General features: G+C 55.2%; 15 protein-coding genes and 1 pseudogene. 12 read left to right on the top strand and 4 right to left on the bottom strand.

The genetic code is table 11. The features are described 5' to 3' along the window. Genes ACQY7X_RS10290 through ACQY7X_RS10280 form a run of 3 tightly spaced genes read right to left on the bottom strand, consistent with a single transcriptional unit; the run spans window position 1 to window position 3,594 of the window. On the bottom strand, window positions 1–1,131 hold the full coding sequence (locus ACQY7X_RS10290) for a restriction endonuclease subunit S (protein WP_428249825.1): 1,131 nt from the start codon (window positions 1,129–1,131) through the stop codon (window positions 1–3). Further along, window positions 1,128–2,666, bottom strand: a complete 1,539-nt coding sequence (locus ACQY7X_RS10285) for a type I restriction-modification system subunit M (protein WP_428249824.1) — start codon at window positions 2,664–2,666, stop codon at window positions 1,128–1,130. Before ACQY7X_RS10285 ends, ACQY7X_RS10290 begins: the two co-directional genes overlap by 4 nt. Before the next feature lie 49 nt (window positions 2,667–2,715). Then, window positions 2,716–3,594 carry a WYL domain-containing protein gene (locus tag ACQY7X_RS10280; RefSeq protein WP_428249823.1) on the bottom strand — a complete coding sequence of 293 codons (879 nt, stop codon included), beginning with the start codon at window positions 3,592–3,594 and terminating at the stop codon, window positions 2,716–2,718. Window positions 3,595–3,699: 105 nt separating this feature from the next. Between ACQY7X_RS10280 and ACQY7X_RS10275 the strand changes: the two are divergent. From ACQY7X_RS10275 to ACQY7X_RS10245, 7 genes and pseudogenes are all read left to right on the top strand, one after another. Beyond that, a pseudogene (locus ACQY7X_RS10275) lies at window positions 3,700–3,807 on the top strand (DUF2188 domain-containing protein); the annotation flags it as partial. A gap of 146 nt (window positions 3,808–3,953) precedes the next feature. Beyond that, entirely contained in the window at window positions 3,954–4,370 is a 417-nt protein-coding gene (locus ACQY7X_RS10270) for an HNH endonuclease (RefSeq protein WP_428249822.1), read from the top strand. A 25-nt stretch (window positions 4,371–4,395) separates the two neighbouring features. Then, on the top strand, window positions 4,396–5,367 hold the full coding sequence (locus ACQY7X_RS10265) for a CBASS cGAMP-activated phospholipase (protein ID WP_428249821.1): 972 nt from the start codon (window positions 4,396–4,398) through the stop codon (window positions 5,365–5,367). Window positions 5,368–5,371: 4 nt separating this feature from the next. After that, complete coding sequence (locus ACQY7X_RS10260; RefSeq protein ID WP_428249820.1) at window positions 5,372–6,586, top strand: nucleotidyltransferase domain-containing protein; 1,215 nt, start codon at window positions 5,372–5,374, stop codon at window positions 6,584–6,586. After that, window positions 6,577–7,263 (top strand): hypothetical protein, encoded by a 687-nt coding sequence (locus tag ACQY7X_RS10255; RefSeq protein ID WP_428249819.1) that lies wholly within the window; start codon window positions 6,577–6,579, stop codon window positions 7,261–7,263. The genes ACQY7X_RS10260 and ACQY7X_RS10255 overlap by 10 nt, the downstream gene beginning before the upstream one ends. A gap of 39 nt (window positions 7,264–7,302) precedes the next feature. Continuing rightward, window positions 7,303–7,503 carry a Trm112 family protein gene (locus tag ACQY7X_RS10250; protein WP_428249818.1) on the top strand — a complete coding sequence of 67 codons (201 nt, stop codon included), beginning with the start codon at window positions 7,303–7,305 and terminating at the stop codon, window positions 7,501–7,503. 151 nt (window positions 7,504–7,654) lie between these two features. Further along, window positions 7,655–7,843 (top strand): hypothetical protein, encoded by a 189-nt coding sequence (locus ACQY7X_RS10245; protein WP_428249817.1) that lies wholly within the window; start codon window positions 7,655–7,657, stop codon window positions 7,841–7,843. Between the two features lie 180 nt (window positions 7,844–8,023). Here the strand turns inward: ACQY7X_RS10245 and ACQY7X_RS10240 are convergent, their stop codons facing one another. Then, entirely contained in the window at window positions 8,024–8,998 is a 975-nt protein-coding gene (locus ACQY7X_RS10240; protein ID WP_428249816.1) for a hypothetical protein, read from the bottom strand. A gap of 106 nt (window positions 8,999–9,104) precedes the next feature. On the opposite strand from ACQY7X_RS10240, the gene ACQY7X_RS10235 reads away from it, so the two are divergent. From ACQY7X_RS10235 to ACQY7X_RS10215, 5 genes are read left to right on the top strand one after another with little or no spacing between them, the layout of a single operon-like run. Then, window positions 9,105–9,746, top strand: a complete 642-nt coding sequence (locus ACQY7X_RS10235; protein ID WP_428249815.1) for a TnsA endonuclease N-terminal domain-containing protein — start codon at window positions 9,105–9,107, stop codon at window positions 9,744–9,746. A 2-nt stretch (window positions 9,747–9,748) separates the two neighbouring features. After that, window positions 9,749–11,794 carry a Mu transposase C-terminal domain-containing protein gene (locus ACQY7X_RS10230; protein ID WP_428249814.1) on the top strand — a complete coding sequence of 682 codons (2,046 nt, stop codon included), beginning with the start codon at window positions 9,749–9,751 and terminating at the stop codon, window positions 11,792–11,794. Window position 11,795: 1 nt separating this feature from the next. Continuing rightward, complete coding sequence (locus ACQY7X_RS10225) at window positions 11,796–12,881, top strand: TniB family NTP-binding protein (RefSeq protein ID WP_428249813.1); 1,086 nt, start codon at window positions 11,796–11,798, stop codon at window positions 12,879–12,881. A 14-nt stretch (window positions 12,882–12,895) separates the two neighbouring features. After that, window positions 12,896–14,539 (top strand): TniQ family protein, encoded by a 1,644-nt coding sequence (locus ACQY7X_RS10220; protein ID WP_428249812.1) that lies wholly within the window; start codon window positions 12,896–12,898, stop codon window positions 14,537–14,539. Then, on the top strand, window positions 14,524–15,351 hold the full coding sequence (locus tag ACQY7X_RS10215) for a metallophosphoesterase (protein ID WP_428249811.1): 828 nt from the start codon (window positions 14,524–14,526) through the stop codon (window positions 15,349–15,351). The genes ACQY7X_RS10220 and ACQY7X_RS10215 overlap by 16 nt, the downstream gene beginning before the upstream one ends. Window positions 15,352–15,604: the final 253 nt, after the last annotated feature.

The following is a 15,604-nucleotide window of genomic DNA, read 5'->3' as shown; positions in this document are numbered from 1 at the left end:
TTATAACTCCCCACGGAACGCGCTGCATTGGAGCGAAGAGAAAAGATTATCAAGCCTCTGAAGGCCGAGCCTCATCGGTTCCGCTTTATCTTCGATCGTCTTAAGTCTGGAAACAAAATCCCTTTGTCTAGAAATCTCTGGAACAGGAATTGGAAATCTCTTTACTTGATCAGTTGTGAGGTTTGTCCAGATTGCGCCAGTTCCTCTGGCTTTGTTTGCATCCCTTTGTATCTCAAGAATTTGGTACAGGAAGTGAGGGTCAATCCGGTCGTTCAAATCTCGAAAGCCAACAAATCCGTCGTGGATGCACGCATCTACTGCTAGAATTGCGGGCAATCCGACGGCTCCACTTACAGCCATTACAACGCTTCCAGCGGTCATTGGGCGGCTCTTCTTCGCGCCCTCCTCTGTCAGGCTATCAATTCTGGGCGTGACGGACATCCCGTCTCTAGTAATATCTGCAATCATCAATCTTGGAACAGGTCCACCAAAAAACTGCGGATCACCTTGCGGGCGAGGCGAGCTTCCCCTCACGACCGTACAGAGTTTTCCTAATTCGACCGTCGGAGATGCGTCTTCGCCAAACATTTCGTGAAAGATGGCCTGGGCGAGGGTGTTGAGCTTGTCGAGAGCACGGGAGCGGAGGCGGCGAAGCGCGTCCGCCTGATCCAGTATCCCTGCGATGCGTCTTTGCTCGTCCAACGAAGGGAGGGGGATTGGGAACCCTGCAAGGCCCTTTGGACTCAATCGTGGAAGGTTGGCACCTGTTGCGCGACTAGCCGCGTAATCGACCATCGAAGGCTGCCGCAGGTAGAACGCCAGAAATCGCTTGTCCAACCGTGGACCCGGCCGGATGGGTAGGATGTCTGTGCTGCAAACACCATCGAAGTCCGGGAGGGCGATCTTGGCCAAATAGGGCCGAAGCTTGCCGTACAGCAGATGATCGGATGTGAAGGCGAATTTCGTGCTGGCAATGTCGCCTTTTGCGACCGTCTCTTTCTTCAGGATTACTCCGCCACTTTCGATGTGCTCAAGCCCGAGATAGTCGGTACCATCAGGAATCCGGTCGGGAGCTACCCCTTCGCGTTCAATCTCCGCAACTTCAGCAAGCGTAACAGTCGGCCAACTCATCCGAGCATCTCCTCAAGCCGATCCAGACCTTCGGTGATTTCGGCTTCGATCGCACGTAGCTCTGCAATGAGCTCACGGGGAGACTGGTGGATGATCTCTTCGTGCTGCACCTCCTTGTAACGGTTCAGCGACAGGTCCCATGACCCCGTTGCCCGGATATCCTCCACCGGCACCAAGAAGCTCTGCGCGGTGCGGGGGCGCTCTGCCTCGGCTGCGAGATTTCCCCATCGGGCCAGGACGTCGGGCAGATTGTTCTTTTCGTGCTCTACCTCGGTCAGCGGCTGAGCTGGCGTCGGCCCCTGCTTTTCGGGTGGCAGGAGATCGGCGCGCTTGTCATCGAGGCTGAGGCCGTCAGCGGCCACGTCATAGAACCAGACATTCTCGGTGCCGCCGACGCCCGTCTTGGTGAAGAGGAGGATTGCGGTGGACACGCCCGCATAAGGACGGAACACGCCCGAGGGCAGCTTGATGACCGCATCGAGCTTGTGATCCTCGACCAGCATGCGGCGGATGTCCTTGTGCGCGCCGGAAGAACCGAACAGGACGCCGTCTGGCACAATCACAGCGGCCCTGCCCCCGGTCTTTAGGAGCCGCAGGAAGAGCGCGATGAACAGAAGCTCCGTCTTCCTCGTCTTGACAATTTTCTGGAGGTCCTTGGCCGTCGCCTCGTAATCGAGCGATCCGGCGAACGGCGGGTTCGCCAACACCAGGGAATAGGCACCTGCGTCCTCGGCATGGTCCTCGGCCAAGCTATCGCGATAGGTGACGTTCGGGTTCTCGACGCCGTGCAGCGTCATGTTCATGGCGCCAATGCGCAGCATCGTTGTGTCGAAATCGAACCCGTGGAACAGGCCCCCGTGGAAATGCTTCCGCAATGCAGGGTCGCGCATCAGTTCGGGATGCTTCTTGCGAAGATGCTCACCGGCAGCGACAAGGAAGCCGCAGGTGCCGGCGGCGGGGTCACAGATCACGTCGGTCGGCTTCGGCGCGGTCATCTCGACCATCAGCCGGATGATGTGCCGTGGCGTACGGAATTGGCCGTTTTGGCCGGCGCTCGCGATCTTCGCGAGCATGTACTCATAGACATCGCCTTTGGTGTCGCGATCCTCCATCGAGATGCGGTCGAGCTTCTCGACCACCTTGGCCAGCAGCGCCGGATTGGAGAACCCAAGCCGGGCGTCGCGCATCAGCTTGCCGTAGCTGGACTGACTGCCGTTGAGCGCGCGCAGGAAGGGAAAGACGTGCTCATCGACTACGTCCATCATCTCGCGTGGCTCGAAGTTCTTGAATCGCGACCAGCGAAGATCGTCGTAGGGGCGACCCTTGTCGTCCCGTCCCTCAGGGAAGATGCGGCGCTCCATTGGAATCTTGAGCGTTTGGCTCTTGCGCTCTTCGAGAGTATGCAGGTCGTCCAGGCGCTTAATGAACAGCAGATAGGTCATCTGCTCCATGACGGAGAGAGGGTTGGCGACACCGCCTGCCCAGAAGTCGTTCCAAATGCTATCGATCTGGCTGCGGATTTCGCCGGTCAACATTTTCCACCCCCATTTGCACCGTAGTTTCTGCGCGTGATCCGCCCAAGCGTCATTGCATTGCCCCCTTCAAAGCGGCATCGAATTCTGTGCGATTACTTATGACAACGGGCGTCTCGTTTGGATTATCGAGCACATCCGCAACGTCCAATCGCAGCCGCTTTTGGAAGTAATAAAGCAATGCCTGTCTTACAGGGATGACAATGCTTCCTTCGGTCATCCCGTAGTCATAGGCAATTACTTTCCGTTGATTCTCTCCGATCTTTGGATTCGGGGAAAGAACAACATCAAAAAACTTCTTCCACTGAGTGTCTTCATCTGCGCGTGCGCCAGGTTCACCTAAACCTCGCGTATCGAGGCATCGCGAAAACAAAAAATCTTTGAACTTATTGTCGATATGGCAGAACGCCCGCACGTGCCACCGAAGACCATCAGTGCCAAAAGCGTGTGGCGTGATACGACGCCAAAGCGGATCGGACCGCGTCTCGTTCATGGACTGGTAGAGAACTTCTATCGACGCCGGCCCTCTTACGGCGGCAAGGACAGAGCGCAGCACTCCAACATCAACCCTCCGGTGAGGGACCGGCATGCTGTCTACGCTTGGGGGACTGGTTAGCCAGTTGTGCTCGCCACGAAATGACGGGTCGGCAGCAAAGGTGAGTTGGGTGAGATACCTGTCTGCATCGGGCCTTAAGAAACGTGGCTGGAACCCTTCCGCCGCGAAATAGCGCTTTTCACTACGATCATAGCGAACGTTGTCCGGGGCAATTTCCTGGTACTGGCTCAGATCCTTCGATGCCTGAGGAACGGACACACCAAAGAAATCAGTAATGTCGGAGCGGTTTATGCCGCCTTCCCAAAAAAGGCGAAACTCAATGAATTCAAGACGTTGCTCGACACCCCATCGCAGTTCTGAGCCTACCGCCGCCATACTCCCTCCGATCAGGATAAAAACTATATTGACATCGAAACTTAACCCGTATACTTTCTTAACGTATGAGTAGGGGCGAAGTCAACAAAGTTTTGGAGATTCCGAATGTCTAGGAATGATCGCTATGTGGTGAAGCACCCCGACGGATGGGCCGTCAAAGCCCCCGGTGCTGAGCGTCCGAGCAGCGTCCATCAGACGCAGGCCAGGGCGGAAACCGCAGCCAAACAGATCGTCCAGAACGCCGGAGGAGGCGAAGTGCGCATTCAGGGCGCGACGGAAAATGGCGCGACTCCGATACGGTCGCACCTGGCAATGACCCGAACCCGCCCAAAGACAAGAAGCATTAAGGAGGGCGGCGCATGGCATTCGACCAGCAACGGCAAGACGCAATTTTCAAGAAGACCGATGGGCGGTGTCATATCTGCCGCAAAACGCTCGCGCGCAGGAATTATGGCGCTTTGGGCGCACGCGGCGCATGGGAAGTCGAGCACTCCAATCCTCAGGCCGTGGGCGGAACCCATCACCTGAACAACCTTTACCCAGCGTGCCTTCCCTGCAACCGGAGTAAACGGCACTCATCGACAAAGTCGGCGCGTAGCAAGCACGGCTTTCGCGCAGCGCCGCTGTCGAGAGAGAAGAAAACAGGCAACGCCTGGCTCGCCGGTCTTGGTGGAGCCATCGCCGGAAGGTTGCTTCTTGCGCCGTTGGGGCCGCTCGGTATCGCTGCCGGAGCTCTGATTGGTGCCGTAATCGGCAGCGACTACGAACCGGACTAAGGATTTCGAAGAGATCGAATCGACAATGCGCAAGATACTTTCCATAGACGGCGGCGGAATCCGGGGAACGTTCCCGGCGGCCTATCTCGCGCATCTAGAAGATGATTTGGCCTGTCCCCTTCATGAATACTTTGACCTTATCGCCGGTACCTCGACGGGCGGGATTATCGCCATTGGTCTGGCAATGGGACTCACAGCGAAAGAAATTCTCGATCTGTATGAGAATCGAGGCCCAGAGATTTTTTCGCAGCAACATAAGGGGCTGTATGGCTGGGTAGAGCGTCAGGCTCGGAAAGCAAAGTGGTTTGTTTGGGGACCGAAGTACGAGCCAGACGGCTTGCAGACCGCATTGAAGGATGTCCTCGGGGACCGAAAGATTGGAGATGCCAAAACTAGGCTGATGATCCCCGCATGGCACCAGCACATGGGAGCCGTCTATATCTTTAAGACCGCGCACCACGAGCGACTCAAGACTGACTACAAGGAATTTGCTCGCGATGCCGCAATGGCAACGGCGTCGGCCCCGACGTACTTTCGTGAATTCATTACCGCACGGGACGTTGGCCTCGTCGATGGGGGTGTTTGGGCGAACAACCCAACAGGAATCGCCGTTGCGGAAGGGATCGGCACGCTAGGATGGGCGCCCTCCGAAATACGGGTGTTGAGTATCGGGTGCTTGGAAGATGTGGTTGAAATGCGAGACGCCTACGGCGCCGCCCGGCTGGCGCCGAAGTTAGCAGGACTGTTCATGGCCGGTCAGTCACATGGGTCAAACGGCCTAGCCCACATTCTGACCGGGGATGTCGGTGGCGCAAATCACAAGGCCATTTATCGCGTTTCTCAGCCGGTTCCCGATGGATTCTTCTCGCTAGATGATACGAGCAAAATCCAGAAACTCAAAAGCCGCGCCTATGCGCAGGCCCGCATCGACAAACCAAATTTGTTGAATGTCTTTTTCCAAAAGACCGCGGAACCCTTCAACCCGGTTTACAGGTGATGAAATGAATACCCAGACCAAAAAAGCGCTCAAAAGTCATGAAGATGTGCTCGAAGCTATTGCCGAGGCAATTGATATTCCGGAGCACTTGGATCAGGCAGCGCGCGAGCGCTACCAGTCAATTGGGGAGTGGCTCGATCGGGAGAACTCCACCATCAAGCAATATGATCCCGAGGTATCACCCCAAGGTTCATTCCTGCTCGGCACGGTCATTCGACCAGTCGGTGACGCAGATCAATACGATATTGACCTCGTCTGCACCCTGAACGGCAGTAAGACCAAGTTTACTATGGCATCGCTCAAGGAGGCGGTAGGCGACGAGATCATTGGGTACGCCGCCGCCCATGGCATGAAGAAGAAACCGGAAGACTGCCGCAGGTGCTGGACGCTGGAATACTCTGACAGCGCCAGGTTCCACATGGACATTCTTCCCGCACTTCCGGACGAAGCGTCATATCGCGTTTTGCTCGAAAAGCGCGGGGACGTTGCATTGGCGTCAAACCAGCGCATTCGGAAAGAGGCAATCGCGATTACCGACAAGAAGTATCCGCAGTTTCATATCCACTGCGACGACTGGCCAATTAGCAATCCGAAAGGTTACGCAGTCTGGTTTAGGTCCCGCCAGGCGGAAGTCGCCTACGCGCGCAAGCGCTCCCTCATGGAACGAGAGCGCATCTATGCCAGCGTTGACGATGTTCCAGACCATAAGGTGAAGACGCCGTTACAGCGTGCCATTCAGCTTTTGAAGCGGCATCGCGATACGATGTTCGAGGGCGATGAAGACAAGCCGATCTCGATTATCATCACGACCCTCTCGGCCCACGCATACAATGGGGAGCAAACCATAAGCGCAGCGCTCAGGTCGATTCTCAAGTCCATGCACCTCCATATCGAGGATCGCAATGGCGTGAAATGGGTTCCAAATCCAGTGAACCCTGATGAGAATTTTGCCGACAAGTGGGCAGAGAACCCCAAGAAGGAAGCCAAGTTCGTCGAATGGCTGGAACGCGCCCAACGTGACTTCGGCACCTACCTGACGGGCAACTTCGGTCGGATTCCTGCGGAACTTCAGAAATCACTTTCCGAAACAACGCTGGCCAAAGTGACGCCCCTCATCGCGCTTTCCGCACCGGCCATAGTGTCTTCGCCAAACGCTGCCCTTGCCGAAGCGGAAAGAATCAAGAGCCAAGGCGGGGCAACGAAACCTTGGTGCCGATAAGAAAGTGTCGCCTGACATCGCTACTGAATGACGTCCGTGCGACGATTGCATTTGATCAGCCGAAGCTCTCGGCATCACTGAGAGACGGCCAGATCTATGTAGACGGATATTTCCGTGTGCTGTCGGGTCTCAGCAAGATTGATGCTCAGGGCGCAATGGCCGAGTATCAAATCGAGATCGTATTCAATCCGGAGTATCCGAATATTGAACCAAAGGTTTATGAGGTCGGGAACGCCATTGCGCGCGATGCAGAACATCACATAAACCCGGACGGCAGTTGCTGCCTTAGTGTTTGGGAAGCGTGGACTGCCTACTCACGCAGCACATCCATACAAGAGTTTTTTGATGGACCTCTGAAGAACTTCTTTCTGGGACAGTACCTGAAGCGAACGACTGGAGATTGGCCGTTCGGAGAAGAAAGGCACGGCAAGGAGGGACTTCTTGACGCATTCGCTGACCGGCTTGGCTGTTCGCGGAACGAAAAGAAAATCCGCTATCTGCTCCGTTTGCTCTCCAAAGAATGGCCACGAGGACATTGGAATTGCCCTTGCGGTAGTGGCCTGATTGTTCGGAAGTGCTGCAAGAAAGAGCTTTCGGAGTTGAGCGAAAGACTGCCGCAAAAAAATGCGAAAAGAATGCTGGTACGGCTACGATCATACGACCGAAAAATTGGGTAATGCTGATCCAGATCAGATCAAATCCGAGAAGATATTGAGATGAAGCGCTGTCCGTATTGCAAGCGCAGGCTGCTGTATCGATCGGCTGATGGGCGCCTTATATGCCATGCCTGTGGTCGGCGTTTCAGTTGGACCTCGGCATGGTCATCGCTTATGCCACGAAGGATCGGCTACAGGAATGGTTTGCGCTCGGGGTGCCGTCCTACAGGCAATACTTCAGCAGTTCCGCAAGTTCGGTAGCTCGGGGACACTTCTATCGTCTGCTGCGGGCTTGCTGCGCTCAGGTCGAGCAGTTACGCGAGCTCCTTGCAGGCAGCATCGAATGCAAGGGGCCAAGTTTGGCGGCGCCTAAAAAGGCAAGCGCGAATCAGGTACCGCTGGCAGGATGATCGTGTACAGCCTGGTCAAGCGCAATAGCAAGGTCGAGGCGATGGCTATCCCGGCGAATGACCGGCTCGCGGAGATGCAGGAGATCGAGGTGCATACCTGGGAGGTCTCGCTCAACTACACCGATATGGTATTAGCTTCGGAAGCCGTCAACCGAACCGGCAGCAGGCCATCATGCGATGGCAAGAATTAAGATCATTCGTCGTAAGGATGATTATCAGAGTATGCCACGACTCGTTTTTTAAGTGCGTCCCCATGTTTGTCAAAGGTAATAGAACGCATAGATTGGACACTTGGGATCTGAAAGCTGCTTAAATTGATAATGAGTTTTTTAATTTTGTTATATTAGTGATTGTGTATCCTCCTGAAATAGCTAGGATAAACTCACTCCCTGAGAAAATACCTCAGCTCGCGCCAAATCCTGCCGATCGGCATGATGCCCATCGGCCGGCTTCTTAAGTGACCGGAGCTGTCCTTGCGCATTCTCCACCGCAAAACCAATGCTGTTCTCATGAAGCCGATCAAGCTTGGATCGGATGGCATTCGCACTGGCGCAGTATTCTCCGAACACCACCCAAAACTTCCTGAAGAAGCTTGCCTGGAATGTCAGGTCTGCCAGCAGGGACCGCATCTGCGCCGGCGCCATCTCTGGCCCGGATGGCACATACTCGTAGCCATCGACATACGATACCGAGGTTCCGTCGACACCGACCGCGACCGCGGATGGATCCACGAACTCGAATTTGTATTTCCCCACATAGAGCCTGGCTTGCGGCCCAGACAGCTCAGAGACATGAGGCTCGAGCATTGCCCGCACATCGTCACTCAGACGCCGGTTTCGGCGGTGCCCGAGCTTCTTGGCATCTGCTAGCGGAATAGCATCTGCAAACGGCGGGTTCGCAAAGATAGTGTCTACGCGGCCGCCAAGCAGGTTGTCGTATTCTGCCTTCAGCTCACGGAATGTCGTCTCGCCTTTGCGATGCCGCAAGAACACACGCTCCGCGGCCTTCGGCTCGACGTCGTGGATTCGCTTGATGAGCTCGACAGAAGTGAATGCCGGCGCGAGGCCTCCGCCGCCGGCAAATGGATCCCAAACCTTCGGCTTCTTCTCAGCCTGGCGCTGCAGGAATTCATATGCTGCTTTGTAGCGCCGGATGGTGTTGGGCGTATTGCCTGATGCTGCAGCAAAAGCATTCAGATAGTCGGTGGGCGATTCGTATTTCTTGCGCCAGCGGCCGCTGCTCATGGCCTCATGGAAAAGCTTCATCAGCTCGAGCCAGGACGCGGTTTCCCCCTTGCTCCCCTTAATTGGTAGCAATTGGCCTTGAGTGGTAGAAATTCGGTCCATGCCGTATTTACTACCACATATGTGATGGTGGAAAGGGCTTTGCCTCGTGGTATTTTGTGGTATCGTTTGCTACATTAAATACCACACAAAAGGAATCGGGCAAGCCATGATCGACATGCAGGGAAAGCGCGCCAGGCGCGTGGTTACTGGCCGAAAGCCGCGTGTCACCGGCCGTTATCCCAGCATGAAGAGCAACCGGACCGTTCAATGGGAGTCCCAGCTCGAGCGGGATTTCATCATGCTGCTGGAATTCGATCCGAGCGTCTGCCGCTACCGGGAACAGCCTAAAACGGTAGAAATAAAGGTCCATAATGGACCTAATTTCCACTATACGCCGGACTTCTATGCCGAACGCCTCGATGGCCGTTACGTCTACGAGGTCAAGGAAGCCCGGGAACTGCAGAAGGACGATATTCGCCGGCGCCTGACGCTGGCCGGAGAGCTGATGGTCTCGGAGGGCTACTTCTTCCAGGTGGTTACCGAGGAGACGATCCGGGTCCAGCCCCTGCTTGGCAATATCCGCATGCTGCTGCCGCTCCGTAGCGTCGATGTGCCCGAGGAATGCCTCGACAGTGCCAAGGAATACCTGAGCCAGCAGGGGGCTACCCCGTTCCACGAGCTGGCGCCGATCGTTGCACCTGGCGCCCAGGGCTGGATGTACCTCAAGGCGCTGATTTCGCACCACAAGCTGAAAGCGCCCCTCGATAGCGAGGACCTGACCGCCGATTCGCTGATCAGCCCGGCCTGAGCATGCCGGCCGTTGCTATCACCCGAGGCACCCAGATCATTCTGGAAGGGGCGGCTTACACGGTACGCGGCGCGGCCAATGCCGACGCGCCGATCATCCTAGAGCGGGATACCGATGGTTTCCTGGTCCGCATGAGCCATCCCGAGATAACCCAGACCGTTCTCTCGGGCCGCGCGTCCATCATCTACCCAATCGATGATACCCCTGCCAGAAAACAGCTGTCGTCACGCCTGGGACTCGATCTCGCGACTCTGCCAGAGCACCAGCGCGAGGAGCTGGAAAGACGGCTGGGGTATCTGAAAGGGCTCCGCGAAGCTGGGATAGTGCATTACCAGCCCAAGGCCTATGCCGTAGCCATCCCAAGGATTGCGCAGCAGATCCGGGACGCCCAGCCACCCTCCCCGATCACCGTCCGCCGCTGGCAGGCAGATCACGAAGTAGCGGGCGGTGATTGCAGGGCATTGGTGCCGATGATCGCACGGCGGGGTAACCGCAGTCGCCGTATATGCCCCGAAGTCCAACGAATCATCAGCGATATTGTCCAGCGCCGCTATCTGACCAAGGATCAGGAGTCGATCGCCAGCGTCTATGCTGCCGTCGTAGTCGAGATCAGCAAGATCAACCAAGTTCGGGAACCTGGTGAGAAGCTTAGAATTCCAAGCCGCGCCACCCTGTACCGGCATATTGGACAGCTTTCGCCTCACGACGTGACCCTGCACCGGCAGGGCAAGCGCGCCGCCGAGATCAAGTACGGCGCACGCGGGCGGGGCATCACCACCTCCCGCATCCTTGAGCGGGTCGAAATCGACCACTGCCTGGTCGATATCTTCATCATTGATCCGGTCACATGCCTGCCTTTAGGCCGCCCCTGGCTTACCCTGGCGATCGATCACTATTCGCGAATGCTTGTCGGCTTCTACTTGAGTTTCGAGCATCCAAGCTGGCACTCCGTCATGCGCTGCATAAATAGCATGATCGACCCCAAAATCGGGCTAAACGAACTCTATCCGGACATGGAAGGCAGTTGGGCCGCTTATGGCCTGCCGGAGACCTTGGCGGTAGATAACGGCAAGGAATTCCATTCCCGAAGCTTCGAACAATCCTGCAGCACCCTCGGCATTGCAATTGAATACATGCCGCCGCGGAAACCCTGGTTCAAAGGCGTCATCGAACGCGTCTTCCGTATTCTGAATCAGAGGCTTCTCTCAGGAAAGCCCGGCTATGTGATTCCTCTGAAAGAAAAATCCGAAGAATTCGATCCCGAGAAGCATGCGGTGCTACATCTCGATGAACTCAGGGAAGTCTTCATCCATTGGAACGTGACCGTATACTCGAAGGAGTATCATAGAACACTCCGCGCATGTCCTGCTGATGTCTGGAAAAAAGGCCTGGAATATTGCACGCCGCGCACACCAACCAGAAGCACCGACCTGGAGGTGGCGATGCTGCGCACCGCAGAGCGCGTTCTGCAGCATTACGGCGTCGAGATAAACAATCTGCGCTACAATTGCGATGAACTGGGTGCCCTTCGGCAGCGCTACGGCAATAATCTCGACGTCATCGTTCGCTACAATACCGAGGATCTGGGCGAGATTCTTGTCACCTACGAGCCTGCCAAGGTGACTATAAAAGCATATGCGCTGGAACAGAACTATGCGAGCGGCCTGCCTCTTTCAGCCCACCGGATCCTCTTAGACTACAGACGGCGGCAGTACGTCGAAGCTAACAATCAGATGACCCTCGCCCAAGCGAAGGAAAAACTGGCCGCCCGCATCAAGGAGATCCAGGAAAGTCAGCTGCGCCGCTCCAGGCACAAGAAGATCGTGGCCCTCCAGCGGAAACTCGAGAAAGAGAATAGAAAATCAAAAGTGAGTGGTGGGGCGCAGGACGAGCAGAGTGCCGAGAATATCCAGATTACCGGCACCAACCTCACGCCGACGCCGCTGAACACGACACCATCTCCTGCAATCGAGCCAACAGACCAGCCGATCGAGGACTGGGGCTCAAGCAATATCAACGACGCACCCAACGACGACTGGGAGACATGATATGTCTGGGAATAGTCCTGAATCCAGCCCATCTACCTCTACTGAACAACCGAAGAAGCAGGCCGCCCCATCCGCCGCTAGCCTGGCAATCGACTCATTCTGTGGCGATGGCTCCACGCTATCGCGCTCACTCGGTCCAGCGCAGGTGATCGAAGGACTTGTTATCCATACTGACAAGCTGCAGGAGATTCACCGGCGCTTTGACCATGCCAGGGCTTTGAGCAAGATTGCCGCGGAGCCATATTGCTCGCTCGTTGTCGGCGAATCCGGCGCCGGAAAATCCAGCATCATTCGGGAGTACCTTCGGCAGCATCGTCCAAGCCGCCAGCCTGACGGCATGATCATACCTGTCCTTTCCGTTACGACACCTTCCCAGGCCACCATGGGCAGTGTCGCCTCCGCCTTTCTAGCCGCGCTTGGCGACCCGCTTCCCGATAAAGGCAATATTGATTCACGCACACGACGCATCCGGAAGCTGCTTAAGCAATGCCAGACGGAGATCGTGATTCTCGATGAATTCCAGCATTTCATCGACCGCGACAGGGAGAAGGTTCTTTTCACAGTGTCGGACTGGCTGAAGAACCTCATATCAGAGGCCCGGCTGCCAATTGTCCTGGTAGGGCTTGAGCAGTCACGGCGCGTACTAGCCGCCAATGAACAGCTCCGACGGCGGTTCCAGAGCCAGGTCGAGGTCAAGCGCTTCAATTGGACAGCGGATAGAGGACGGTATCTTTCCTTCCTGCAGGCGGCGGAGAGAAAGTTGCCCTTTGAGAAGAGCTCCGGTTTGACCAATCCTGGCTTGGCGGAGCAGATCTACCGGGCAAGTGACGGTTTGCCGGCAACTATAATGAAGATTCTGCGCCGCGCGGGTCACCATGCGTTGAGCCAAAAAAGCAAAAGCATAGAGCTGAAGCATTTCCAGCTCGCCTATGATGAGACTGTATTCCAGGACAAGAAGGGCGCCGGCCAACCATTTTTCACCACCATCGCGGGAAACCCTCCTTTTGCTAGCCAAGCGAATCAAGAATCCGCTGGGAAGCCCCCACCAAAAACTAGCCAAACAGGGGCGGCCGCAGCCACAACATAACCGGAATTGAAACCGTGACTGCCGCCTCCTATCCGGTGATCATCGGCAATCCGCCGTTTCAATCCCGGCTGCCGCAGCATCCCGCCATAAAGGGTCATGAAAGCATTCTTGGGTATGCCTTGCGACTTGCGGAAGCCAATGGATACGACTCTCCGCAATGGCTCTCGAGACTTCAGCGCGCGCATCAGCAGAATATTACTAGTCAGCTTCTGAGCTTCGCGACTGGATATGACCGCGCGATATTCTCGAATCGGGAATACAGATTCTTTCCAGGAAACAAGCAGCGCCGACTGTTGCTGGGTGACTGGATTCCGGGACAGCTACTTAGAGCCAAAAGGCCGCATTTTTGCCCGATTTGCCTCAAGGAAGAGGGCTACTTCCATATATCTTGGGATATTGCGGTTACGGCTTGCTGCCCAAAGCATGGAGTGTTGCTTCACGATCGGTGTCATTCTTGCGGCGAACACCTTGACTGGAATCGGCGCAAGCTTCTGCGTTGCGATCACTGCGAAACACCCTACTGCGAGGCACCAGCCGAGAAAGCTGATCCCAGAGCTCTTACGCTGATCAAGTTCTTGCTCAATAAAGAGAAGTTGTCCGACGTTGATCATAGAGCAGTATCTCATTTGCCTCAGGCGCTGCGCTTGGCCTCATTCGGCGAAACTTTATCGACAATCCTGTTCCTTATGAGCAGCATACCACGCAACACTTTCAAGGCCGGACACAAAGGATATCGCACACATCGCCCCGCAGACATTCAAACTCTTCTTATTGAGGTGTCCGATCTTCTGGACGACTGGCCTAGTGGGTTTCATAGATTCCTAGATACAAAGAGCATGTTGTCCCATCGATGCCGGGTCGGGAAAGGAATCAGCAATAGTGATTTCCGCGACTTCTATCTTCGGCTGTTCCAGGTGCACAGAGAAAACTCTCTCACCTTCTTGAGAGAAGAGTTCTCGCAGTATGTTAACAAGAAATGGAGCGGCAGCTCTCTATACGCCGGCAGCATGATTATCCGCAGCATTAAAGCCCCGCGCTTTGTCACGGCGACAAAAGCCTGCGAAATTCTGGGCGTATCATATGACACGCTGAGATCATTGCGCCAAAGAGGTGAGATCGGAGGCCCTAGTAGCCAGGCCACGATCACCGATGGAAACCTGTACGATAGGCAGGCACTGCTGGATTACAGCCGCCGCGCTGAGGACGGCATCTACCTGCATGAAATTCTATCGCTCTTCGACACTGAGTACTCTGTCTTTCAGCGGTTTGTCCGTGCTGGATTGATAAAGCAAAGACGTGCAGTAAGATTGAATAAGACCCTTGTGCCGGGTTATGCCAGATCAGATGTGGTAAATCTTCTTGGGAAGCTACTAGGAAGCGCCCCTTCAATCAGCAATCCAGAACCGGGACAACTGCATTGGTCGAAAGCCATCGTCTTCCTACGCCGTTCCGGCATAGATAGCGGAAAGCTTGCCAAGCTCATTCTCCTCAAAAGGATATCAGTTATTGGCATTGACCCTCAGCAGAAAGGGCTCGAGCAGATTTTACTCGACGGTGTGGCACTTGAAGATTTACGAGCTAAGATAAAATCGGATGACATCAGCTTTAGCCACAAATCGCGCCCTCTGCTTGAGAGAGCATTATGCGTATCGTCCTAATGTCGGATCTGCATTGTGAGTTCGAGAAACCGGGGCCACGGCTAAGCGGACACCCGGATCGCGGCCCCTCCCTAATTAAGCTGAAAAAGAACCTACCCGATGTATTGGTACTGGCGGGCGATATCGAGGTCGGCCCACGGATGGCCTTGGACTATGTGTCCCAAGTATCAGAGTTTCTCGATATCCCCATTATCTATGTCGCCGGCAATCACGAGTTCTACAAAGGCAACCTGCTCGACGATATTGAAGAGCTGCGGCAAGGTGCTCTTCGGCTTCAACGATCCGGTCGCGAAGTCTACTTTCTTGAGAGTACCAGCGTCTTAATTGGTGGGGTTCGCTTCCTGGGGTCCACCCTTTGGACAGACTACGAAATCATGGGAACGGATAAGTCAATCGCAGCCATGTTGAATGCTGACGAGTTTCTGAACGACCATCGGCTCATTGGATTCAAGGGTCGCACATTCCAACCAATTGATGCGCTGCAGCTTCATGAAACAAGTCGCGCCTGGCTGGAAGAGGCATTGGCTGAAGAGTTTGCAGGCCCGACTGTCGTCGTCACGCATCATGCGCCGGCACGAGGCTCAATTGTCTCCAAGTATAAGGATGACCTGATCTCAGCTGCCTATGCATCCGATCTGTCGGATATGATTAAGAAATATCAGCCCGCCGTCTGGCTGCATGGCCATACGCATTTCAGTTTCAGCTATAAAATTGGCCAATCGATCATTGCCTGTAATCCACGCGGCTACACATCAAGCAGTATGGCCCAGGAGAACACGAAGTTTTATGAGGCATATATAGTTGAGATCTAGATCTCATATCTTTTCCAGAGCTAATGGCCCTCAAGCCAACGCAAGAAATAGGTATCTGTCAGAGGATATGTGTGAACTCCCATTGAAAATAAGAGTAGCTATTGACCGGCTCCCGCTGAATGGTCGGGTTGCGATGTTAGTTTAGTGTTTGGGTATCAGGCGATAACGGCTTGGTCGGCAGCGTTGGGTGCGGTTGCGCAGCCACCACACTGCTACTGTCGGGACGATGACCTCGGGTACAGGAGGCCTGTAG

The sequence above is a fragment of the Ferrovibrio sp. genome (assembly GCF_965278975.1).
Classification (GTDB): domain Bacteria; phylum Pseudomonadota; class Alphaproteobacteria; order Ferrovibrionales; family Ferrovibrionaceae; genus Ferrovibrio.
The sequence above is the reverse complement of the archived record's forward strand: the minus strand, read 5'-3'. Positions and strand labels throughout refer to the sequence as shown.